At 61.5% G+C, this 22,907-nt stretch carries 15 protein-coding genes; 4 read left to right on the top strand and 11 right to left on the bottom strand.

What is annotated here, in order from left to right; translation table 11 throughout:
• Positions 1–6 precede the first annotated feature (6 nt).
• The 5 genes from ACFQVD_RS36160 to ACFQVD_RS36140 form a co-directional block, all read right to left on the bottom strand.
• Entirely contained in the window at positions 7–1,887 is a 1,881-nt protein-coding gene (locus ACFQVD_RS36160) for a DUF1998 domain-containing protein (RefSeq protein ID WP_343965551.1), read from the bottom strand.
• 1 nt (position 1,888) lies between these two features.
• Positions 1,889–5,089, bottom strand: coding sequence for a helicase-related protein (locus ACFQVD_RS36155; RefSeq protein ID WP_343965549.1), 3,201 nt, complete (start codon positions 5,087–5,089; stop codon positions 1,889–1,891).
• On the bottom strand, positions 5,082–6,974 hold the full coding sequence (locus tag ACFQVD_RS36150; RefSeq protein WP_343965547.1) for an ATP-dependent helicase: 1,893 nt from the start codon (positions 6,972–6,974) through the stop codon (positions 5,082–5,084). Before ACFQVD_RS36150 ends, ACFQVD_RS36155 begins: the two co-directional genes overlap by 8 nt.
• Positions 6,967–11,610 (bottom strand): DEAD/DEAH box helicase, encoded by a 4,644-nt coding sequence (locus ACFQVD_RS36145; RefSeq protein ID WP_386273251.1) that lies wholly within the window; start codon positions 11,608–11,610, stop codon positions 6,967–6,969. The genes ACFQVD_RS36150 and ACFQVD_RS36145 overlap by 8 nt, the downstream gene beginning before the upstream one ends.
• A gap of 225 nt (positions 11,611–11,835) precedes the next feature.
• On the bottom strand, positions 11,836–12,117 hold the full coding sequence (locus ACFQVD_RS36140) for a hypothetical protein (protein ID WP_343983768.1): 282 nt from the start codon (positions 12,115–12,117) through the stop codon (positions 11,836–11,838).
• Between the two features lie 754 nt (positions 12,118–12,871).
• Between ACFQVD_RS36140 and ACFQVD_RS36135 the strand changes: the two genes are divergently transcribed.
• The 3 genes from ACFQVD_RS36135 to ACFQVD_RS36125 all read left to right on the top strand — a co-directional run bounded on the left by ACFQVD_RS36135 (position 12,872) and on the right by ACFQVD_RS36125 (position 16,784).
• The gene (locus ACFQVD_RS36135) at positions 12,872–14,956 is read left to right on the top strand and encodes a helix-turn-helix domain-containing protein (RefSeq protein ID WP_343983766.1); all 2,085 of its coding nucleotides are present in this window, start codon (positions 12,872–12,874) and stop codon (positions 14,954–14,956) included.
• The gene (locus ACFQVD_RS36130; protein WP_343983763.1) at positions 14,953–15,933 is read left to right on the top strand and encodes a hypothetical protein; all 981 of its coding nucleotides are present in this window, start codon (positions 14,953–14,955) and stop codon (positions 15,931–15,933) included. The genes ACFQVD_RS36135 and ACFQVD_RS36130 overlap by 4 nt, the downstream gene beginning before the upstream one ends.
• A gap of 119 nt (positions 15,934–16,052) precedes the next feature.
• Positions 16,053–16,784 (top strand): DUF6339 family protein, encoded by a 732-nt coding sequence (locus ACFQVD_RS36125; protein WP_386273248.1) that lies wholly within the window; start codon positions 16,053–16,055, stop codon positions 16,782–16,784.
• Between the two features lie 7 nt (positions 16,785–16,791).
• On the opposite strand, the gene ACFQVD_RS36120 is transcribed toward ACFQVD_RS36125, so the two are convergent.
• Positions 16,792–17,961, bottom strand: a complete 1,170-nt coding sequence (locus ACFQVD_RS36120; protein ID WP_343983882.1) for a DNA cytosine methyltransferase — start codon at positions 17,959–17,961, stop codon at positions 16,792–16,794.
• A gap of 34 nt (positions 17,962–17,995) precedes the next feature.
• Positions 17,996–19,009 (bottom strand): DNA cytosine methyltransferase, encoded by a 1,014-nt coding sequence (locus ACFQVD_RS36115; RefSeq protein WP_343983879.1) that lies wholly within the window; start codon positions 19,007–19,009, stop codon positions 17,996–17,998.
• A gap of 315 nt (positions 19,010–19,324) precedes the next feature.
• Here ACFQVD_RS36115 and ACFQVD_RS36110 point away from each other — a divergent pair, with 315 nt between their 5' ends.
• On the top strand, positions 19,325–20,317 hold the full coding sequence (locus ACFQVD_RS36110; RefSeq protein ID WP_343983875.1) for a protein NO VEIN domain-containing protein: 993 nt from the start codon (positions 19,325–19,327) through the stop codon (positions 20,315–20,317).
• Positions 20,318–20,347: 30 nt separating this feature from the next.
• Here the strand turns inward: ACFQVD_RS36110 and ACFQVD_RS36105 are convergent, their stop codons facing one another.
• The 4 genes from ACFQVD_RS36105 to ACFQVD_RS36090 all read right to left on the bottom strand — a co-directional run bounded on the left by ACFQVD_RS36105 (position 20,348) and on the right by ACFQVD_RS36090 (position 22,794).
• Positions 20,348–20,560 carry a DUF397 domain-containing protein gene (locus tag ACFQVD_RS36105; protein ID WP_343983873.1) on the bottom strand — a complete coding sequence of 71 codons (213 nt, stop codon included), beginning with the start codon at positions 20,558–20,560 and terminating at the stop codon, positions 20,348–20,350.
• Positions 20,561–20,604: 44 nt separating this feature from the next.
• Entirely contained in the window at positions 20,605–20,787 is a 183-nt protein-coding gene (locus ACFQVD_RS36100) for a hypothetical protein (RefSeq protein WP_343983871.1), read from the bottom strand.
• Between the two features lie 24 nt (positions 20,788–20,811).
• Positions 20,812–21,894 carry an SIS domain-containing protein gene (locus ACFQVD_RS36095; RefSeq protein WP_343983868.1) on the bottom strand — a complete coding sequence of 361 codons (1,083 nt, stop codon included), beginning with the start codon at positions 21,892–21,894 and terminating at the stop codon, positions 20,812–20,814.
• A 75-nt stretch (positions 21,895–21,969) separates the two neighbouring features.
• The gene (locus ACFQVD_RS36090; RefSeq protein ID WP_343983865.1) at positions 21,970–22,794 is read right to left on the bottom strand and encodes a BtpA/SgcQ family protein; all 825 of its coding nucleotides are present in this window, start codon (positions 22,792–22,794) and stop codon (positions 21,970–21,972) included.
• Positions 22,795–22,907: the final 113 nt, after the last annotated feature.

Raw genomic sequence — 22,907 nt, 5'->3', positions numbered from 1 at the left:
AAGCACTCAATGTTCGTTTCGGAAAAATCCTTTGGTTCGGCCGTCAGGTGTTCCGATCAGCATGGCCCGATCCAAGAAGCTGTTGTTGGTCTCGCAACTCGTCTCCGGGATCAGCATGCAGGCGTGACAGGCTGCCATGTTGAGGCTGTCCGCGCCGTTCGCCTCCGCCTCCATGCACAGCGGATCGGCCGAACACCACGAGATGCGTTCCAGGGCCGATTCCAGGGTCTTCTTGAAGTAACGCGGTTCACCCTGACCAACCAGTCCGCCAAGGCTGCCCGCCGAGTCGCTGGTCGCGGTGTAGACGAGAATCCCCGCCATGTCGTCTGACACGTACAACCGCTCCCGCAGGGAAGATGCCGGGTACCCTGCGTCGAGGCTCCACTCGTTGATCAGCGCATGAGCCAGAGTATGGATCATTACGAATCGCGCGGTGACCTTCGACTTCGGAATCGGCACGCGGTTACCGGCCCGACGTTCCAACACGGCGTCGTGGTGCTCTCGAATCTGCTGTGCCCGTTGCACCTGTTCGGCTGGAGGTTCAGCGGACTCCCACGCCTTGAGCCTGTCCTGGTCCAGATGCAGGAAGACCCCCTCGCCAACCACCTCGACCGCCGGCAGCCATTTGACCTCCCCCACACTCAGGTCGGCGTATCGATCTTTCTGATCGCCCTCCATCGGTGCTTCGACTCGGGTGAAGGTCTGCAACGCCCGGACCTCCCGAAGTCGTTTGATCAACATCGTCTCTGCGATCCCTGCGAGAACAGGTGCCTGCGGATCGGGAACCGGACGTTCACTCTCGAAGTCCTCTGTGCGAGAAGGACGAATAAGCTGTTTATACTCCTCAACCCTGAGGACGTCAGAGGCTTCAAAACCCGTGATCGTCGATGGGTCCGGCCGCTCGCCTGCCGCGTAGGCTTCGTAATCTCGTACGGCCCGCACCACGTCTGCCGGCTCGTAACGATCCTTCAGCTCCGTCTTTCCGACCAGCCGCATAATCGTTTCGTCGTTCTCACCACTCAATATTTTGTAGTGCTTGCGGACCTGCTTGTGCAGCTCCTGCGAGAAAGGTGGGATTGACAAAGCAGACCGCACCACAGGGAACCATGCGGCCGAGGAACCACGCTGAAGCGCTCGGGGAAACAGACCGCACCCCTGTTCACGAGCGTCGCGCCCCAGCCACGGTCGTGCACCTGTACAGCTGACTCCGATCTCTTTCATGGCCCACCGGCCAAAAGCACCCTCCATGGACACCGGCGGCTTGCCACAGGTGCAGCTGATGATGATGGAGCTCAACGACGCCGTCCGCCCGGTCGTCCGCAAGCTCAGCTGATGTCCACCGCTGGTGGACGACTCCGTCGATGCGGTCCTGTTGTGAACCCACGCCCAGTAGGGGAAGTCATCCAGATGGCCGTTCTCGCAGGCGACAACGAATCTTGACGGTGTGAGGTCACCTCCGCATGCGGCGCACTCGCTTTTCCCTCGCGGCGAGTTGAAGTGCCGGAATGGACGAATGTTTTCCTCACAACATGGACCACACTTGCTCTTGTCCGGAGAGGGGCCATGAGTGCACCCAGGGCAGGCATACATTTCCGGGAAACGCCTGATTCGCACGCCGTCCCCAGCTGGGGGATCCGATGCGGGGGGAAGATGAAAACCATCTACACCTAGCCACTGTTCAAGGCGGAACTCGAACAGGTCCAGCTGATCGGGAACCTTCCAGCTGTCCAATCCACTCACGACGAACGACTGGTCCTCAAAAGCTACCAGCGAACCGACTCCGTATGTGGTAATCAGTTGCGACCGACGAACGGCACCGAGAGGAGTACGTTTCACCTCCCGCTCAGGGCTCTTTTTCTTACGGCTGTTACCAGCACGCAGTCCCATATCACTTCTCCAGGTAGAGATCGGATTCCACATCGACGTCCCGTAGACTCCACATCGTCTCGATGGCGTCTAGTAGATCTTCGTCTGATCCGTAGGAGCTGAGCAGCGCGGTATCTCCATGCCGGATCTGGCCTGCCCATTGCCTTCGGGGAGCCTCATAGAGAAGGCCTGGGTTGTCCTCAGCCAACTGCTGCCAGTGTTCGATGAAGTCGTCGAGTTCCTCAGCGGTGCTGTCGTGCTCCTCCTCGGAGATCTTCTGAACCCGCTTCAAAATGTCGTTCCTGAGTTTCAGGACCTCATCCAGGAAGGTTCCGATCTGACTCGCGTCGGCGTTCATCCGCGCCGCAGGCACGCACATACGTGCCAGCCCGATGAGCACCGCGTGTAGGGCTCGGTCTCGTGCACGAGCTGCGAAGGGCGTGACGCTGGTGGACTCGACCTGCCGGTAGAGCGCCGAATGGTAGGTCGTGAAGTTCTCGTAGTGGGAACGGTCGCGGGACCGCGCTGAGTTCAACAGCGCCACCACAAGGCCGGGGTGTTGCCGACCGACCCGGCTGGTCGCCTGGATGTACTCCGCGGTGGTCTGCGGTTGGCCGGTAACGGCCATGAGCCCAAGGCGGTTCACATCCACACCGACAGAGATCATGTTCGTGGCAAGCACCGCGTCGGTCACCCCCTCCTGTGGCCAGGCGATGGAGAGAACTTCGAGGTTCTTTGGGATTTCGCTGGAGTCCACACGGCTGGTCAGCTCTCCAAGCACCTTGACCATACGCCCGGCCGTTTCGTCCCTGTTGGCGAGCTGCTTGAGCCGCTCGTCCACGTCGGCATGGATCTGCAGCTCAGCGGCAGCCAGCAGCCTCAGACTGTTGAAATAACCCACCAAGGTCCAATAGGCGTCTCGGACTGTTTCGTCACCCTCGATAAACGCGGCATGGTGCAACAACGCTGCGTACGCGCGGATCAACAGGGTCGCCTGGCTGGTGCTGGCGGTGAGCAGCCCGATGTACATCCGAGATGCCTTCCGATCCGGCGGTGCCTCAACCGCGAACCATGAGTCGCGGGCGTCTAGTCCAGCCGGTGGGAACTGACTGACATCCCGGTCGAACAACCGCGCGCCCTGTTCCCTCGCGCGGCGGATGGTCGCGGTCGAGGCGATCACCTTGGGAAAGTCTGACGCGATGTCAATCGCCGTCTCGTAGAGCCCTGCAAGGGTGCCCAGCGGTCCAGAGATCAGATGCAGCTCGTCCTGGATGATGAGCTCCGGTGGAGGAGTCCCCTCTGGTGCGTCCTCGCGGTTGAACAATTTGGCGACATCCGAGCGCCAGGTGATCTGAGCGAATTTGTCTGCCGTCGCGATGATGAGCGTCGGCCGAGCCTTGTAGATCGCCTGATCCACCACGTGTACGGGAAGCCCACCATGGAAGTCGCAATCCGCATTGCGGCATTGGATCGACATCGTCTCGGAGTCGGGATAAGCGTGATAGTCGAAGGCGTCCATCACTGTTCCGCACCACGGGCAGGACCGCAGCTGCACCGGGTTCATCTCCGACAGTTTCTTACCGCCGCGTAGCCTTTCGATACTCTCTTCTGCGTCTTTCAGCGTGTTCGGAGTGGCAGCCTTCCCGACCCACATCCCCAAAGAGATCGTCTCCTCACCCAGGCGGGTTCGGTCTTTCCCTCGTATCAACTCCATCGCACACATGAGAGTCGCCGCACGCTCGAACTGCTGCAAGGTGAGCAACCTCAGTGTGTAACGCATCAGGACGGTTACCCCGCCCCCCTGCATGCCGCCGCGGATCCGCCGCAGAAAGACTGTGAAGGCAATGAGCCCAAGGTATGCCTCGGTCTTGCCACCACCGGTCGGGAACCACAGCAGGTCGGCGATCCGGCGATCGTCGTGGCCGGGGTTGGCGATCCCTTCCAGACAGAGCAGTACGAAGCCGATCTGGAATGGATACCATCGGCCGATCTTTGGATTGGGCTCACCCGCCCTGCCCTCTTTGATCCAGGCGGTTCGAGCACGCTGCCTCGCCATCGCCTGGTTCGCGAGTTGGAACGCCCTCAGCGCATCGGAATCCCGTTCCAACAGGGCAATTCCACGTTCTATTCGGGCACAGACAGCCTCGCATGCCTCGATTTGCCGCTGAGCGACCTGGCCAAGGTCGGTCTCCCCCAGCCACCCGGCTTCCTCGGCTCGTGCATCAATCCAGGAACGGTACCCACTCGTCAGGCGCCGCAGACTCTGGAACACCTCGCTGTCATCGGCATCGGCCAGCCACTGCATCCCAAGTTCTTCGATGTCAGGGTTGGAGCTCGTGAGCAACACCTCAGCCATGGGAACGACCGCCGTCCAAATGGCATCAGTAGCGGCGGGCGCGAGAGATCTCGGCCCTCGCGGATGGGGCGGCTCCCACTCCCAGTCGGCAGCACATCCGTGGCCCGTCGCGAACATAGGCGCATGCCGGTGGAGCAGCCGGCTCACTAGAACTTCCTCGTCGCTACTCCCACTCATCACCTGGCGCTCAACGAACGCTGCTCGCCCTCCCTCGGCGGTCACCTTCAACACCGGCTGAAAGAAACAGTGGGCGTCCTTGATGTCGGCCGGACCGACCTTGTTCAGATTGATGAGCGTGGCGGTGACAGCCACGACACCCCGCTCGTCAATCTCACGTACGCGCAGTCGAACTTGAAGCCCTGGCACGAGCTCGCGCTCAGGATTGTCTGGCTTCGTAACCTTCACCGGGAACGGTTCGATGGTTAGCGGACGCCGCCGCCACCGGATCTTGTCATCCTGAGTGGCTCGCCGCTCGGCGCGCTGAGCCTTGACGACGCGGCCCTCCTCGTTGATCGCGTCGTAGACGGCGACACTCACCGCCAGAATGATCGTCGAACATTGGGTCGTGTCCACAGCGAAGGTGAGCCCCATAGCGGAGGGCATCTGCCGGTTCGCCAAGGCCGCCCCTGCATCGGGCTTTTCATCCACGGCCATCGCGGTCGGGGCTAGGTCAAGCTCCTGTTCGGTGCTCTCAGCGGTGGAGCGCTCCTCGTCTGCGTCTCGCGGATAGAGCACGCCGGCGATGTACGCCGTCGCCGGAGCGTCGATCAGTATTTCCTCGTCGCCTCCAACCGGGCCGAGGATGTCCTTCTGCAACCGGTCAGCCAGCTCCCGGCGAAATCGGTAGTGCGCTTCCGAGTCAGTCATCCTTAGCCTCCCGGCCATCGTCCTTGGCGTCGTAGCCGAACCAGCTCAGTCCCGTCAGACGTGGGACCAACCAGACTCCGTGCGCTCCGAGACCGACCAGCGAACCCGCGGCCTCGCTTCCCGTGACCGTCTCGACGGCGTCCAGGTAGACCCCTCTAATCACCCTGGGATAGACCCGTGGCACGTAATCGCGGCTCAACCGCAGAAAACCGTAGAGATCGCGTTGGAAGGATCGAGAGGTGGTTCCAAGGGGACAACCTGCATGCCGTACGAGATAGGGCGGGCTCTGCCCCTCTTCGAGGGAGTCTTCGTACATCCGCTCCAGGACCAACTCATCTCCGACAGAGATCTCCGTACGCAGGTAGTCCTGGATTTCCACAGGGTTCCCAGAGAGAACGCTCGTCCCTGCGGGCTCGTCCCGGTGAACGTCCTCACCGAGAAACTCCAATCCCATCCGCTGCCAACGCTGCCATCCATAACGACCCCAGCGAGCGGCATGGCCCTTACGAACAAGACGGGTGTCCGGCGTGTTGAGCCACATCAGCTCATCACGCGGACGGGTCATCGCCACATAGAGCATGCGAGCCTCCTCGTCTGGATCGCTCTCCCGGCCGTCGAGCAACGGTCCGGGATCGACAACGATCACCCGGTCGAACTCCAACCCTTTGGCACGGTGGAAAGAGGAGACGACGAGCGGCGACGACGGTTGTGCGGTGATCTCATCGGGGAGACGACCTGCGGCAAGCACCGATCGCAACTCAATGAGGTCGATCGAGTGGCGGTTACCTCGGCGCATGGTTGACCGCAACAGCAGCCCCCACAGCACGTCCGGATCACCTCCGGGAGAAAGACTGAGATTTGGAACAAGTTCGTCGAAGCGGTCCCTCGTCAGCACCGACCCGGCGGAGGAACGGAACAGTGTCGCCATCCACGAGGGGACGGCCCGGTCTTGAGCAGCTCTCTGCAACCGATGAGGGACCTGGCCCGCATGCAACTGTCCGGAGACCAACAACGCCTGTCCATTGGTCCGGCTCAGGATCGCGGTGCTCCCCACCGGATCGCGAAGTGCGGCGAGCACGAACTCGTCATCCAACTCTCCGATGTTCAGGGTTCCGAGCAGAGCGGTTCGCAGCTCGTTGAACGTCTTCGGGCCGAGATGTGGCGCATCCCGCGCCTCGGCGCCGGCCTGGAGAACGGGTCCAATGGGAAGCGCGGTACGCGACTCCTCCGTTCGAGCGCGGAAATTCTCCGTAAGACGTAGCTCTAAAAGATCATCACCAAAGGTAATGCGGAGCCAGTCGAAGAACCGGTTGGTCTCTCCCGCTCGTTCCTCGGGATCCTCAACCTGAAAGCCGTAGATCGCCTGAGCGGGATCGCCAACCACGGTAAATCCGCAGTCATACCGTTCCAACAGCGTCTCAACCAGTTCCCGCCGGCTACCCACGAGATCCTGCACCTCGTCGATCACCACGTGACGCAGTTCTTCGTACAGATGATCCGCGCGGCCATCAGCGATCGCGTCAGTGGCTCCAACGATCCGGTCCTCGAAACTCCTGCTTCGCCACTCCTCATCCGCTGCGACCTGTACGAGCACATCGAGTGCCCAGGAATCGAAGGTCTGCGCCCGAACATGTCGGGCGGCCTCGCCGTGGCGAGCCAGCCTGGTCCGCAGTTCCCGTACCGCAGCTCGGGAGAAACTGAGCACCAGGATTTCGCCCGCGCCCAGTTCCTCCTGAGCGACCAGTACATCCAGTCGCCGAACCAGCGTGTGCGTCTTACCCGATCCCGCTCCTGCGGTGACCAGCAGAAGGGCATCGGCCGACTGACGGACCACCGCCTCCTGCTCGGCGGTCAGGAGATGACCGCCCTGGTAGGGCTCACTCACCGTTGCTCCACAGGTGCTCGAACTGAGTGAAGGCCAGGCTCTCGTCGAAGTTCACGATGTTGTCGCGAACGTCAAGGATCAAGCAGCGTTCCTTTCCGCCGTTCTTAGGTCCACGCAGACCACGGCCGATCATCTGTTGGTAGACGTTGGGACTGTACGTCGGTCGCGCTACAACCACGGCGCGCGTTGCCGGGGCATCGAACCCCTGGTGAAGGACTCCGAAGTTAGTAAGCACACGGATGCGGCCGGAACGAAAGTCGTCGATCCTGCTGCGACGTTCCGAGATCGGCGTGGCCGCGTCAATGGCCGCGGCTGTGACGTTCCGACCATTCAGTTTGGCCGCCAGCACCTTGGCGTGGTTGACCGAGGTGGCAAAGACTAGAATCGGCCAGTCCTTGGGCAGCCCGACGATCTCATCAATCAGCATGCGGGTTCGCTCTTCGTTACCCGCGAGTCTCTGCTCGGCGGAAGCGGGAAGGCCACGGAAATCAGCAATCCGCAGTTCTTCCGCGTCCAGGCTGATGGTCGCGCCGGGCAACTCTCGATGATCGACACGAGCCAACATCTCGAACTCTTGTAGCGCGGTGTAGGGGTCTCCCGGGAATACCCCATCGTCCAGGCGTGCTCGGCCGAAGCGGTCAACAAGCCGCTTGGTCTCCTCCTCGTTGTTGCTTCGGTACGGCGTGGCGGTCAGTCCGATGAGTGGGCGTTCCGTTCGGCTGAAGGTGAGCCCCAGCGAGCGCAGAATCTGGGTGTAACGAGGGGAGGTCGAGGTGTGTGCTTCGTCGACGATCACGACTGCGGCCCTCCGCAACCATGCGTACTCCTCGCCATCCAGACATTGGGCCAACTTGGCATCTGTGGCCACCACCAGGTGGGCGTTGTCCTGCACAGCGGACGCCGCGTTGCTCGACCAGAGTCTGCTGATCGTGAGCTTTTTGTCGGGTCCCACCTTCGACCAGACAAACCGCCAGCTTTGCACAGCTTGCTCACAAAGCTCTTCTGTGGGTGCGATCCAGAGAACGGGTCCGGTAAGCCCACGCTCCTTGATAACCCGAATCACGCCCTCCGCTGCCACGCGCGTCTTGCCCGCTCCGGTTGGGAGGCTGAGCATGGCCCGGCCCGGCGCCGGGCGTGTCAGGAGCCGGAACATGTTGTCGGCCAACTGTTCTTGGTAGGCATGCAATCTCGGGAAACTGGTTGGCCCGTCAACCTCCTCCTCTGGAGGTCTGCTGACCGTCTTCGCACCCGCGTATGCCTCGGGAAGTCCAAGTTCGCTGATGAATCGTCGGGAGACGGTGTCTCCCCGGAAGCTGCTGGGTGCCTCCGGAATGCGTGCTGCTAGGTCCTTGCTGTGGTGACGGAGAATGCCGGCCCCGTGAGCGTTGATTGCCAGCTGAGCAACGCGCTGAGCATCGATCACTTTCCCTGTCTCTGTTTGCTCACTCTCCAGGAGCCCTTCGGGAAGACCTCGCTTCAGCTGTTCCTCGCCGACCAGCTCCAGGATCTTCTCCACCGGACTTACGGCCTTGCGTGCTCGCTGAACACGCTCGTGGTCACGCTGCTGTTGACGCCTGGCCAGAATCGACGCACATCCGGCCGCTCCCAGACCGAGCTTGAGAGTCCGGTCTACCTGAACGAGCGCAGCCAGGTCGTCTTCCGGGTTCAGGATCAGAACGGAGCGATCCTGGGCAGCGCTCGGTACGGTCTCTGCCCGCATGCCGTGAGGCGTTCGAGTGATCTCCTCAAGCTCACTGCACCGCACTATCGACCAGCCCGTGACCTTTTGTCGGTAATTGACTTTGAGGTGTGGAAACTCATCCGTCAACAGTGTGGGATCCGACTGGGGGACGTATCTGATCTCCTTCGCGATGACGTCGGCTACCCTGCGCATGCCCCAGGTCTCGACCAACGACTCGACGACCTGGGCGTTGGGCACCAGCAGAGCTGGGACAAGTTCGCGCTTGAGGTCCTCGTACTCCGACCGGATCGCCGTCACAGCGATCTCCGCATCCGGTCGTGTTGTCCACGTGTCACCGATCCGACAGCGTGTGGGCACTCCTTCGGGCCAGTCAACCGCCGCTTCGAGGACCAACGCATAAACCTGGCCAGGGAACTCGTCATCCTCGCTCCTAGCAGCCTCTCGGGCGAGCCGCTCCCAGATCCGAGCAGACACATCGCCCAAGGCCGCAGGCAGATTCAATGCCGTCGCCAGGGAGGTAGATATACGTGCCACTGGCAGAAGTTCCTGGTAGGAGCTCAACCCCGACCCCACGGATGCGTGCACCGGCATGATTCCCCGCGAGGTTTTCACCCGTCCGTACTTACGGATCGCCCACACCAATGGAGAGTTGATGGTTCGGCGCGTCGATTGGTGCGCTCCAACCTGGATGGTCCAGCTCCTGACCACGCCTCGGTCGGGTAGGTGCTGCAGAAAGGCCGCACGCCCTTCCTCGGAAAGCTTCAGCAGCAGGTGGAGCGGACCTGCTGGATTCGCGCCCTCCAGTTTCATCGAGGTCTGTCGCGGTCGAGAGGCGTTGGTTGGAAGGGTCGCGCAGTAGGTTTTCCACGCCGACTCCTCGTACTCGTCGTACCAAGAGTCTCCTCGTGGATCCTGGTTGATCAGCGGTGTCTCTGTCAGCCCGAGATCTGGAAACACCACGCGATCATCGGCATGGAACCCCATGTCGACAGCGATCTCCTGATCCCGACTCCCGTCACCGGGCACGACGACTCCCGGAAGCAAACAGTCATGGATCAATCGGAAGTGACCGCTCATCGTGCGAACTCGTAGCGTTCGGGCCGGGTCTGCCACCTTCTCCCTCAGGAGGGTAACGGCCCTGGTCGGGTCCACTCGGCGAGCCGACTGCCAGAAGTCGGCCCACTGTGATTCGCCATAACCGTGGAACCCCTGGGCCACAACGGCGGCGAACCGGCCAGCACCGTCGGCCTCGTGAATCCCCAGCGCCCCAAGCGCCTGAAGAGCGTGAGTGTCCCGAGCCACCTGCTCCGCCACGTAGACCAGGTCATCGTGAAGAGCATCGGTCGTGCTCCGACGGAACACCCGACCTTCGACGGGAGCGACCAACCCGTGCGACTCGGTGAGGACGATCTTGGCCCTGAGTGCCTCCTCGGCGAGTTTCGGCTCATCCCGCTTGATCCCCGCAACGATCCGAACCGCCCTGATGGATGCCTCCGCACTGCCATCCGCCACCAGCGCCTCAAGCCATTCGCGAAGCGACGCGACCGATACGTTCGCTGCGGCAAGAATGTATCCGACCCTTGCTCGGCGATCTCTTTGCTCGACGGAACGGTGACACCAGTTTCTAGGAGCTCCCCGGTGCTCCGCCCACAGCTGAAGCCACTCCTCCCGCAACCCCTCAGGATGAAGTCTGATCTCCTTAGGAGTGCGAAACTCTCCTCGCTGATCAGGGAGAGACGGCTTGGTTGCCGTTGCGCCCCATACCGCAGCCGTTAGTCGACGATCAGCCCACTGAGATGCCTCCCGACCTCGCGCGGGTAGAAAGTCAAGGTAAGAACCGGGGTCCTCAGAGGAGGACAGTTCGGGAATGGAGTCGACCACAAGGTCAGCCGCGACTGTGAGAAGCTCGTCGTTGAACGCGTTGTGATCGAAGAGGTTCTGCCGATCCTCACTCGTTTTCCACGGCGCGTTGAGGATACCCTTCAATGTGGTGTCGTAGTTCGTCGGAAAATAGGCCCAGAAGGTTCCGCGCTCCGCACGTCTCTGATCAGGAACTGCCCAGGAGATGTCTATTTCAGGACGATCGTGCAGCTCGCCGGCCGCCCCCAGTGCGGTGGAGCTGGGAGCATGCGTCCTGGTGAACACCTGCCACTTTTCGGTGACGTCCTTTCCGTTGGCGTTCTCCTCCTGGACCGTGCATTTTTTTCCCGAGAAATTATGGAAAATCTTTCGTTGAACCCGCCGACCGGTACGGCGGTCTTCAAGAATTACCGCGCCGACGTGGGCGGAGAACAGACCGAACTCTTTCGGGAAATTCTTTATGTCTTCCCCGAGCCGGTTAACGGCTTCAGGCTTGAGCGGCAGGCGGACCACCGTTGATGCCCACTTCATCAGTTCAGCCAGTACCGGATCGACAGCGACCGTCTGATTGAGGTCGAGCGGTTTAGCTGTACGAAGTACAGGAGTTTCAAGAGCGTTTGAATAAACTGCTCTTATCTGTTCGGCAGACCATTCCTTGTCAAAGCCAAAACTGCCGCTGACACTGAAGAACTGAGGCGTGTCCGAAACGCTGAGGACAGACTTCACCCCCACGCCGAAACGGCCGATCTGTCCACCGCGCTTGCGGGAGACACTCATCCGGAGAATCGTCTCCGCACCGGCAGGGGTAACCGGGTTACCCATGTTCGCGCAGTACAGGTGAGTGTCGGTCAGCACGACCTGGATGTCGCCGCCGGGATCATCGCGGAGCTCGTCCGCACCGTTCTGCACCAGCTCATAGAGCTGCCGCTCACCGTAGCCACCCTGAGTGATCCGACGCTCACTATTGGCGTGCTCCTGGATAAGGCCGGGGTCGACCCTGTAGGTCTCCAGAACACGACGGGACTGATCGAGCACGACTTGCAGGACGAGGGAATCAGATGTCTCAAAGCTCATGGCTTGATCAGCTCCTGCGCGAACACCAGGGATACTTCAGGGGATGGCCGGCATGGTTCCGCCGGCGAACCTCGATCATGGGATCACAACCCAAGTCGGGGGAAACGGGCGGAGGCAGGCAGCATAACGGGTACCCGGAAAAATGGATACGTTCCAATGCGTCACCTGCCCCCGCCCAACTGTGGGGCCGCGGGGTCCAGCCCCTTCCCGCTTACCTAAAAAGGATCAGTCGAGCCAACGCAGGAGGCGTGCGAGAACCGTGATGAAAAGCTGTGCCTCGTCATGCTGGTTAGGCTTGGCGTGACGAGGGGCCCGACTCATCCGGTCGGCACGGGTATAACGCACGGACCTCGACGATGCGCTGCTCGAACTCGACCCGTGGCCGAGCTCAAGGCTCTTGATGATGCCCTTGCGCCACTTGCTAATGGCAGACGCATCCAGGTCTTCCTGGTACCGGATCTCAGCCCGCTCCTCCTGGGAGGCGATCTCGTACTTCAGGACGACCATCGCCTTGTAAAGACGCGTGAACCGCCGCGGGCGGGAACACAACGGGCAGCTTTCCATAACACGAACCCCTTTCGGAGGGCATAGTGATCCACATTTGTGGATAGCGGAATACGGCGATGCTGGAAACCGTAAAGAAGCCCATGCCCCCGCATGAGGCCTTACATGGATGGTGACCGAATCGGAAACCACACCTAAAGATGATCCCCCGACCTTCGGAGGACATCACCCGGACGAACATTTCAATAAGAACACGATCACAGAGCGGCGAGCAGGTTCACATCCGGTGAATCTGCTCGGCACTTCGTCCGGCTTCTTCAGGCTGCCCTATTTTTTTTACTTTGGCAACATCTTGGGGGGACATGTGAGCCCCCAAATCCATACCCGTAAGTAACTTGAAAGACTCCACAAAAGTAACTCAAGCAGCAATAAAGGACGAAAAGCACAAAACCGGGCCAGTTGCAGTTCATGCAGCAAGGCCCCGACCTGGTGTTTTGTTGCCGACTTACACGGAGGCACCCAGCAGCCCCACCCGTGCCACTTCGTAGAGAAGTCCAACACAGCACCTCTCACCCCCGCAGGGCAGGCGCGACTGCAAGCACACCTCCCACGAAGAAGTGGATCTTGTAAAGAGGGTCGAGCGGACTGCCGGAACGCCACCAGGTCAGTAGACAAAAAAATTTGACGCACCTTGCTTCGTCAAAAATGACCTCATAGGCTGACCTACTCAGTGGTCGAGCAAGAAGAAGGAGGCCGAGTGGTTGAGGACAGATACACCTTCGGAGAGTGGCTGAGTAGGCAGTTACGTCGGCAGAACATGAGCCAGGCTGATCTGGCCATAAGGCTCGACGTCACCCGTGCAGCGGTGTCCGCCTGGGTAACGGGACGAGCCGAACCCCGTATGGACAAGATCGAGGCCATCGCCGAAGTGCTCGGTGTCGACCCCGGCGCCGTAATGAATCGGGAAGACTCTCCCAGTTCAGCCGGGAGCCTGGCCTGGTATCACCGTCCCGCCCATGTCGACGGTGGTCGCGAGCTCGGTAACGCCGCCACCTTCGCCTTCGATGCAGACCTGTCGGTTCTCGCACGCGAGGCCACGCAGAACAGCCTCGACGAACAACATGACCCGAACCAGCCCGTCCGGGTTCGCTATCTCCTGCATGAGATCTCCGGCGAACGCCGTCGACGCTTCCTCGACGCACTGCATTGGAACGAGCTAGAGCCTCACTTCGAGGCCGCGGCTGACCCCTCGCAGCGCCAGAAGGTCGGTCGCGTGCTGGCCAACGGCATCCACGAGATGCGGGAGAACGACACGCTGCTGCTTCTGCGGGTCGACGACTACAACGCCAACGGCCTCACCGGGCCGGACTACGACGACGGTCGTTTCGCGGCCGTCGTCCGGCGCCTGCTCGACAGCCACAAGGCTGGTACGGCGGGCGGATCGTACGGACTCGGCAAGGCCACACTCTGGGCATCCAGCCAACTGGGGCTGGTGATGATCAACAGTGTGCTCTCCGAACCATATGAAGGTCGCAGAGAGTCCCGAATGATCGGAAGACTCGATCTCCCTTGGCACCACCTGGACGGCGTCGACTACGCGGGACCCGCCTGGTTCGGTGAGGCAGATCCGCAACGCGATGAAGTCGCACGGTCTTGGTGGGCCGATCCGAAGACCGTCGAAGACCTCTACCTGACGCGGGAGAGCCCTGACCCCGGCACGTCATTCCTTATTGTCGGCGCCCACGACGCGACCGGGGACGCGACCGATCTCGACGGAATGCACAGCAAGCTCGTTACGCACCTAGCTCGAAACTTCTGGGCCGCCATGATCTCGACCACGGACAGCCAGCCCTTGCTGGAGGCATCAGTCACCTCGATGCGTAACGGTGTCGTCGTCATCGAAGAGGAGCGGGTGGATCCTCACATCCATGAACCGGCACGTTCGCGTGCCGTGCGTGCCTTCCTGGAGGGGACCACCGTCTCCCAGCCCACCCGGACCGACCACGTGGTGCAGAGTTCCGTGGTCCTGGGTGTACCACCGTTGAAAGAGAACGCCCGGAAGGGTGAGAAGCAGTTCGCCGAGCACAACGCGGTGCTCTTGGTGACCCAGACGGACGACAACGACGAGAAGCTCAATCAACTGGTCTGCATGCGAGGAAACCGGATGGTGGTGACGAGGCGAACCGTCACAGATGTTCCCCTCGGCTCGTTTCCGTTTCAAGCGGTGCTCCTGGCGGGAAAGGCCACCGGTTCAGATCTCCCGGACGCCCTGGCCGCGGAGGAGTTCCTTCGCGCCTCCGAGCCCCCGGAACATGATGCGTGGAAGACGACCGACGACCTCATCGCCACCTACACTCGCGGGGCAGCCAGTCGTCTCGCCGAGTTCCGCAGGGACACGCACGAGGAGATCCGCCGAATCGTGCGTCGACCCGAGGGCGACGACAACGGTCCGGATCCGCTTGACGACCTACTACGGGTTGATCCTCCAGCTCTGCCGCGCAACCCTGGATTTCCCACGGTTAAGCATGTTCAAGGATCACTCACTGAGGATGGGGCCTGGCAGGTGCGCGTCGAGGTCAGGCTTCCCGTCCGCGTCGATCCCTGGCTTATGACGCCCATGCTCAGATTTGTGACCAGATCAGGCCCACATCCCAGCGCGGACTGGCAGAGGCTAACCGCTGAGCTCAACTGCGAGGTGACCTCGGCAGGAAATCTGGCATTCAAGACGGGTGCTCGATCCGCAGTGTTTCACGGTGTCAGTGACGTAACGAGTCACCCGGTGGCCGCTCAGATGTCCGCCGTGGAGATCAGCCTGACCAGGGCAAAGGAGAACGCGACGTGACAAGGCTGATCCCCTACCCAACGCTTGCGGGCGAGGTGTCCTTGGAGATCCGGGAGGCCCATCTGGACAGCGTGCCGCTGTCGCTGGCACTGATCTCCACCGGAGAACGTGTCATCGCGCTGCATCAGGTCGAGAGGGAGAACTGGGAACACGCCCGGCTCTCTCTCCGAATGCGGGTACCTCTGCAGGAGCTCACCTCGGGCCCATGGTCAGAGGTGAGTTGCGCAGCCGTACTCAACGAGAAGAAGACCAACACACGGGTGGTCACACCGCTTCGACACGAGGCTGACGGAGTGTGGGTGGGGAATATCGAGCTCCATCACGACGATCATCTCAACACCGCGATGCTGACCGGTCATGTGGTGGCAACCGTTGACGGTATCCCCGGCAGGATGATCGGTTCCACGGTCCCGTCCTGGACGGTGGACCTGCAGAGTCGTGTTCCCACCACGCAGAAGAGTATTAAACAGAGATGGGTCGACTTCTCCGACGAGGACAACCCTCATCTGAACGCTTACAAGTCCGATCCCTGGGCCGTGGACGCTGTCGGCGATGAGCCCGTCGTTTATCTCAACTCAAGCTTTGAAGGTCTGGGCTTGCTTCTCGGCAAAACCTCGGGGGTCGATCCGCAGTTACGGGATCTGATGCGCGCCCAGCTGGCTGTGGAAATGTGGATAACTCTCTTCAACGCGGCAGCTTATGCCATCCGGCTCGAAAGCGGCCGGCCGGAGTGGCCTGGGGGGTGGTACGACTCGGTGCTTCGACGAATGCTGCCGGATATGTATCCGGATCGCTCCCCTGACGATGGCCTGTTTGAGCTCATGGAAATCCGCCGGCGAGGAGACGGGGGTGGAGATCTTCAGATGCGTGTGTTGCATGCAGCTTCGAAACAATCCAAGTTTCCTCGATCCCTTGGAGGCATGTTCCGTACAATTCACCGCACCACGGCTGCTGCCAGTGAGGAGGGAACCCGGTGACTTTCCCCCAACGCATCGCCCTTCTTCCAGACTCGGAGGCCCTCAGGTTCCTGACCAGTGGCGTCCTTGACGGGAAGGAACAGCTCCCCCAGGCCCTCATAAGCAAGGCGTGCCGACCTTTGGACGACTCTCCCCGATGGGAGACGAGGCTCCTTCGAGATTTCATCGACGAGGCGATGCGGCGGTTCGGTGATGGTCCGCCCACTGCTGCGGACGCCTGGCTGGCTCCTCGCCTACACGCCATCCTGCGGATCACCCGCAGAGAGGCTGCCGACGCCGGCCTCTGGAACTTCCTAAGTATGGGACTGGCGCCGGATTACGTCTTCTGGCGACACATCGGGCGTGCGAAAAAAAGTGACGATCCCCAGACGGTCAATTCACATCGATTCTGTGGCCCGTTCCACACCCAGGCATTTGCTCGACTGTGGTGGGCAGCTGAGCTTTTCCGCGACGGCGACGATTACAGTCCGGTAGAGCTGGCCAGTAGAAATCAGGACGTGTTCAACACGGTCCTACGGATGGAGATCATCCACCATCGACCGACCGCGCAAGCACTGATCCAGCTCATGGAACAGGGGACTATCAAGGGCGGACGCGAGGTGAACGCAGCGGCTGCCGCCGTGAACGCCGCCGCGAGCACGCTGCTCTTTGAGGTCCTGGCCCCGGACGATCAGTTGGACAGCGATGCTCGACGAGCCTGGATGGACGACGGGGAGACCGCAGTGATCTCATACGATCGTCTACCGGATGGCCCCGATGACGGCGCGATATCCGGGCAGGCGGTGAACGCACTGCTGCCACTCTTCGAAAAGCTCTTCTCCGAAGCACCCGTACGAGACCGCAGTAGTTAAGCAGGCGTCACCACTCGCGGGAGTGCCGGTAAACCTGTCCGGCGATGGCCTTCGCAAGCCCGACAGGTACGGCGTTGCCGATCTGTCGGGCGATCTGTGTCTTACTTCCACACCAGAGGAAGTCATCGGGGAAGTCCTGAATCAGCGCAGCCTCATAGTGCGTGAGCGGACGATCGGCGAAGGGGTGAAGATAACGCCCCTTCTCCGGCTTGAAGAACTCAGTGCGAATGGTGACGGATGGCTTGTCCCATACCAGCCTGCCCATGACGTCACCCGAACCTGTGCGGTGCTTTATCCAGTTAGGAGTGGAAAGATCAGGAGGTAAATCATGGCGATTTCCACCCGGCGGAATAGCCCGATATCGCTTCAATGATGTTTGGGTTGGCTCACGTCCAATATGAAGCTCACGAGAACGGAATGCCCCAGGCAGTCGGTGGTCATCGAGTTGAATACAGTCACGCGCGGGAAGCTCTGTCGTGGCAGTCGCCTCCGAGGTCTTCTTGAAAACGGCTGCCACCGCGACCCAATCTGGAAGGTCGTCAACTCCTGGAATGGAGTCAACTCCATTCTGCCTCCTCTTATGCGTGGGCGTCGGATGACGCAAAGGAGGGAGGTCCCGATGGGAGGCCATCACGATGGCCCGACGCCGGCTTTGTGGAACCCCATAATCAGCGGAGTTGAGAGTCGCGGACTCTAGACGGTATTCACGTAATTCGCCGTCAGGCTTCTCCGTGGCAGCGTAAAGCGCTTCATACTCCATGGACCGAAAGAAGCGTTCCACGTTTTCAATGATGAAAACCTTGGGCTTGACAGCTTTGACGACGCGCATGTACTGACGCCATAGCTTGTTCCGCGGATCGTCGACGTCCTCTTTCCCTAGGCCGGAGAACCCTTGGCAGGGGGGGCCACCGAGGATCACGTCGACGTCGTGTCCGACGCTCCCTGGATCCCAGTCCTTGATATCTCCTGGGAAGACATGATCCGCCCCACCTGCCCACTTCCCAAAGTTGGCAGCGTAGGTGGAAGCTGCCGCGAGATCAAACTCCACTGCCGCAACGGACCGATACGGTGACGAAGTCTCTGCATCCGGACGAAAGGAGCGAAACCCCTCAGTGAAACCACCACAGCCCGCGAAGAGGTCGATCACATTGATGGGGCTAGCGTCGCGGGCGGTCATGACTCGCAAGAGTACCGTTGCCCCTATTCGATCTTCACGCCACTGGCGGGACCGATGCGGGATCGTTCAGGACTGCCGCGATCTGCCTGCCGACAGCCTTGGCCAGAGGTGGGGGAAACGCCTGGGCGACCTGTCGATAGCGCGCGGTCTTGCCCCCCTCGAAGTGCCACTCCTCCGGGAAGCCTTGAAGTGTGGCGACCTGCGGAATCGTCAGTTTGGGGAGGCCGTCCCTGCCGTGCTTGCCAAGGTCAAACTCCATGACGAAGTCCGGGCCGGGAATGTCGTCTCCTAGGCTGTGACCGTTGACTCCCAGCCTGGCCCATGCCGCCTTCGTCCGTGTAGGGCCCAAGTCTGCCCCACCGTGTGTGGAAGATCCACCAACGATGGCCGGCGCCACCTGGTCCGCCAACCGAACCCACTCGGGAACACCTGCCCAACCGCGGCTTCCCATCGACTCCCGAAGCGCGGCGGCAACGGTCACCGAGAAGCCTTGCGCTTCAGGCCATTGGAACCGCCCAAGGTCATCGGGTTTCATGGCCACCAGGATGCTGCTGCGACGAGCCTGCGGTACGCCGAAGTCTTGAGCGTCGAGAACCCGCCAGCCGATGGCATAACCGAGGTGTGTGAGCTCTTCGATGACGAACCTCCGATTGGCCTCGAATTTCGCATCGGTAAGCAAGGTTGGGACGTTCTCGATCATGATCGCTCGAGGACGAACCTCGGTGGCCAGCCAGACCACCGCCGACAACATGTCCCGCGAGTCTTTGAAACCTTGCTGATGCCCGGCTACGGAGTACGGCGTACGCGGCACACCGGCGGAGAGCAGATCCACGTCATAGACCTGCGAGTGCTCGCCTGCCACGAAATCACGAAGGTCCATCTGCCTTACGTCCCAGGCTGGCCGGTTCCATCTCAGCGTCGCGCAGGCGTGCTTGTCGTTGTCGATGAGCATGACCGGCGCGAACCCGGCCATCTCCAGGCCAAGTGCCTGACCTCCTGCCCCCGCACAGGCCTCCAAGCTTGTGAGCCAACGGCCAACCTGCCCCACGACGTGCCCTCCTGCCCTTGGATGAGTGAACGGTAAGGCATGAGCGCCACTCTGGAACGACAAAATTGTTGATGACGAGTTGACCAGGTGTCGGCATGTCACTTACATGCTGGCAGGTCATCGACCTTCGATTGCGCTCGCCGGACCGGCATCAGCTGACCCATACACCGAGTGGCACCAAGGACCTGCCTCGTTGCGCATCGCGCTCTTTTCGACGCAACGGCGCTGCCAAACGTATCGACCCAGCGCAAGCCTGCCGCAGTTTCGAAAAAGTCCCGTAGACCACCGTTGGAACCATCTGTCATGATTTACACCATGCAGCCCACCACCGACGACGGCCGACAGATGAACGCCAACTTCTCCATCGAAGGCAACGACGGGCGCCTTTCTCTTGTGATGAACAGTTCTGGTGGAAAATCTCCTAGTGGCGCACGGAATGGCGAATACAATCCTGCTCTAGAGTTGCTTCTTGACAGACTTAGGAATCGAGGCGCCACTCTGATCTCAGGATTTGTAGAGTCCAGCAAAATAGCCGACCTCCCAGAAGGCGAACGAAGGCTTTTTGATCAAAAAATCCACCTCCCGCAACATGAAGACATGGAACGTGTCCGCTTCATGCTAACCACACCCCAAGGAAAGATAGGAAAAGATCCAAACGCTAAGAAGGACGGAAACAACCGCAAGCGAATAAGGCTCTACCTTGATGTACCAGGCTATGCCCCGGAAGATCACAAGCGTTTAGCCAATGACATCGCGAACCCAGACCTCAACAATGTTGAAGTCGCTCCTCAAGAACTGCGTCCGGTGAGCCCAGCCGTCCCGGTGATGCTCGTGGAAACCGAAGGTACCCCGACAAGGTCGGCGTCCCTTTCAAGAGGGGGCGCCGGCCGCGTTATGAGCGCTGCTCGGCGTCTGGCCATTGAGCAGCATGCCGTCGGTATGGCCACCGAACTCTACGAGAGCCAGGGATATCAGATCACCGACGTCGGAACCACCGAATCCTATGATCTTCATGCAGTCAGAGAATCCGGCGACAGACACGAAGAACTGCACATTGAGGTAAAGGGATCTATCAACCCGGCGGATGCCGTCGAGTTGACGAAAGGTGAGGTCCGGAATGCGCGTGAGCACCACACTCACCTAGTCGTCGTAGATTGCATCGAAGTAAGCAGTCAGCCAGACGGCAAGGTCGAGACAAGCGGGGGACGGCTACGCCAGTGGGAAACTTGGGTGCCGGCTGAGGAGGATTTGCAGGCGACTCGGTATCGATATCGCCTACCGGGCGACGGGCAAGCTCCTCATTCTTGAGGGTTACCGCCCTACCCTGTCATCTGTCGGTCAGCGATTCAGGTCATCGAACGCCCCGTTTTTGACGGCGGTGATGAACGTCTGCCATTCACTACCGCTGAAGCGCAGCACCGGACCGTTCAGGTCCTTGTTGTCCCGTACGGCCCGGCTTCCGTTTGGAAGGTTTGCCGTCTCCACACAGTTGTCCTGCTGGGCACTCCGGCTGCTCTTGCGCCAGACGAGCACAGGAGTAATCAGGTCCATAACCCTCTCCTCATACTGCAGTTGATGAACCGAAATCGAATGTCTCAAAGGATGTGCATGCGCGCGCTGAGGCGGCGGATGCGTTCGCGGTAGCCGTAGCGCTCCAGGTCGAGCAGGGTACGTACGGCCTGTTGTGCCATGGGGTGGTTGCGGATGAGTAGGGGAGCCGCCTTCTCGGCGTGCTCCAGTTCGGTCAGGGCGTCGTCACTTACTCCTCTCCAGATCACTCCTTACGCACTTGATCGGAATGGTCAGGGGCGGTTGGTCGTGAACGGCAGGCGGTTCAGGCGTCCGGCCACGAAGCAGGCCAGCGGGCCGGCGAACAGGTGAGACAACAGTGCGGAGAACTCCTCACGGACCGTGCCGTGCAGCGGCAACACCACGTGGGCAGTCTCGGCCAGGTCGTGGTCGTCGTCGTCGGCCACAGCGATGACGGTGCGCCCGTAGCCGCGGGCGCGGGTGGCCACCTGCAGGGCACGGCTGCGGCTACGGCCCGGCGTGGCGATCACCATGGTCGGCATATCGCGGGGGCGTGCCAGGACCTCGACGTGCTCCCACTCCTCCAGGTCCTGCCCGGCGGCGAACACTCCGGCGGCTTCGATGAGTTTCGCGGCGGCGAACAGAGCGGTGCCGTAGCCGGGACCGCTGCCGAGGACCATCGTCACCGGTGCGCCGGCGATCCGGTCGGCGAGTCGCTCGCACCGCGAACGCAGTGCCATGGTGGTGGCCTCGACCGCGTCGGCCGCGGCCAGCACCTCCCGGTTGAGCACATCGGCGTACGCCGAGCGGTGGCCGCGTTGTCGGCCCAGCTCGATGGCGGTCAGCAACAGGCCGAGCAGGCTGGCCTGGTAGGTGCGGATCCCGGGGCAGGGCCGCAATCCCGCCAGCGGAAGTGTCAAAGTGTGGTCGGCCACCTGGGTGAGCGGGCTGTGCGCGGTGGCGGTGATGGCCAGGGTGCGAGCGCCGTGCTCACCGGCTCGCTCCAGCGCCTCGATGAGGCGCCGATTACCGCCGGAGGCGGAGATCCCGATCACCAGTGCACCCGAGAGCAGCGCGTCGTCCTGCTCCCAGGCGGCACCATATTCCAGCATGCGCAACGCGCTCAACGGCTCACACGACACCCCCGCCAGCCGATGAAAGGCCATCTGCGCGGCCAGGGCGGCATGGTAGGAGTCGCCGCTGCCCACCAGGTACACCCGTGAGATCACCGACCGATCCTGACCGACCGGCACGCCGCGGACCTGTTCCAGAGTCTGGCCGTGCAGGGTGCGCAGGTCCTCTGCCAGAGCGTCTGCCTGGCGCAGCATCTCCGCGAGGGTGTAGGAGGGGGTCATCGTGCTCCTCCTCGTCTTCGGCCACAGTCAGCACCGAAGCTCACCTTCTGCCGGTGTCATCGCCCAAGGCCGAACTCACCGCGCTCCCGCATGCACGATGTCCATGTACGCCTTGACCTTGTCGGCGACAATGGCGCTGCCCCAGCCGTCACCTTCCAGGCACGTACCGACGAACGCGCCGTCGGCACCCTCGGGCGAAGCCAGCAGCCGAGCGGCGTTGTCGTGATTGGTGTGACCGGCCAGGATGATCGGCAGGCCCGGCGCGGCGGCGCGCACCGAAGCGATCATCTTCAGCACGCGCGCCTCATCGGGGTGGCACAGCGACACCGCGTCCGCGCCGACTTGCCGGGCCGCCCTGGCGACGTCGGCTACCGTCTTGCCGCCGCCGAACCAGGTGTAGTGCATCGACTCAACTTCGGCGATGATCTTCACATTCCAGGCGTCGATCTTCTTGCGGTACTCCATCACCGCCAGCGGATCGGCTTCGACCATGCCGTGCGTGGTGAGCGTCGCGCCAACGATCGCGCCTGCCCGTACGAAAACACCGCCGGCGACCTTGGCGACAGCCAGCGACGCCTGCACCGCGTTGCGCATCAGCTGCACGCCCACCCGGAAGTCGGGGCCGACAACATCGGTGACCGCACGGGTGATGAGACTGAGCGCGGCGATCCGCGCGGGATCACTCTCCTCACCGGGGGCATAGACCCGATCCACCGTCTGGATCAGACCTCCATCCGCGCCGCCGTCGTACAAGGCGCGCGCCGACTTCACCGCCGTTCGCAAGATCTGCGGGAAGCTGCCCTCGCGGTGAAACGGGGTGCCCGGCAGCGGCTGCAGGTGGATCATGCCCAGCACGACGGGTTTGCGGCCCAGCCACTGCGCATCGTCCCTGTCCAGCACACGGACCTCCCTGGGATGCGAGCGATCGCCCACGTCGCCTGACCTGCGTCAAGATCGATGAAGCGCTTCCACGTTCTCACCTTCTCGCCGATCGCGACAGAGCACGGCTATGA

Origin of the sequence: Streptosporangium amethystogenes subsp. fukuiense (genome assembly GCF_042665875.1) — a bacterium.
GTDB classification, from domain to species: domain Bacteria; phylum Actinomycetota; class Actinomycetes; order Streptosporangiales; family Streptosporangiaceae; genus Streptosporangium; species Streptosporangium fukuiense.
The sequence above is the reverse complement of the archived record's forward strand: the minus strand, read 5'-3'. Positions and strand labels throughout refer to the sequence as shown.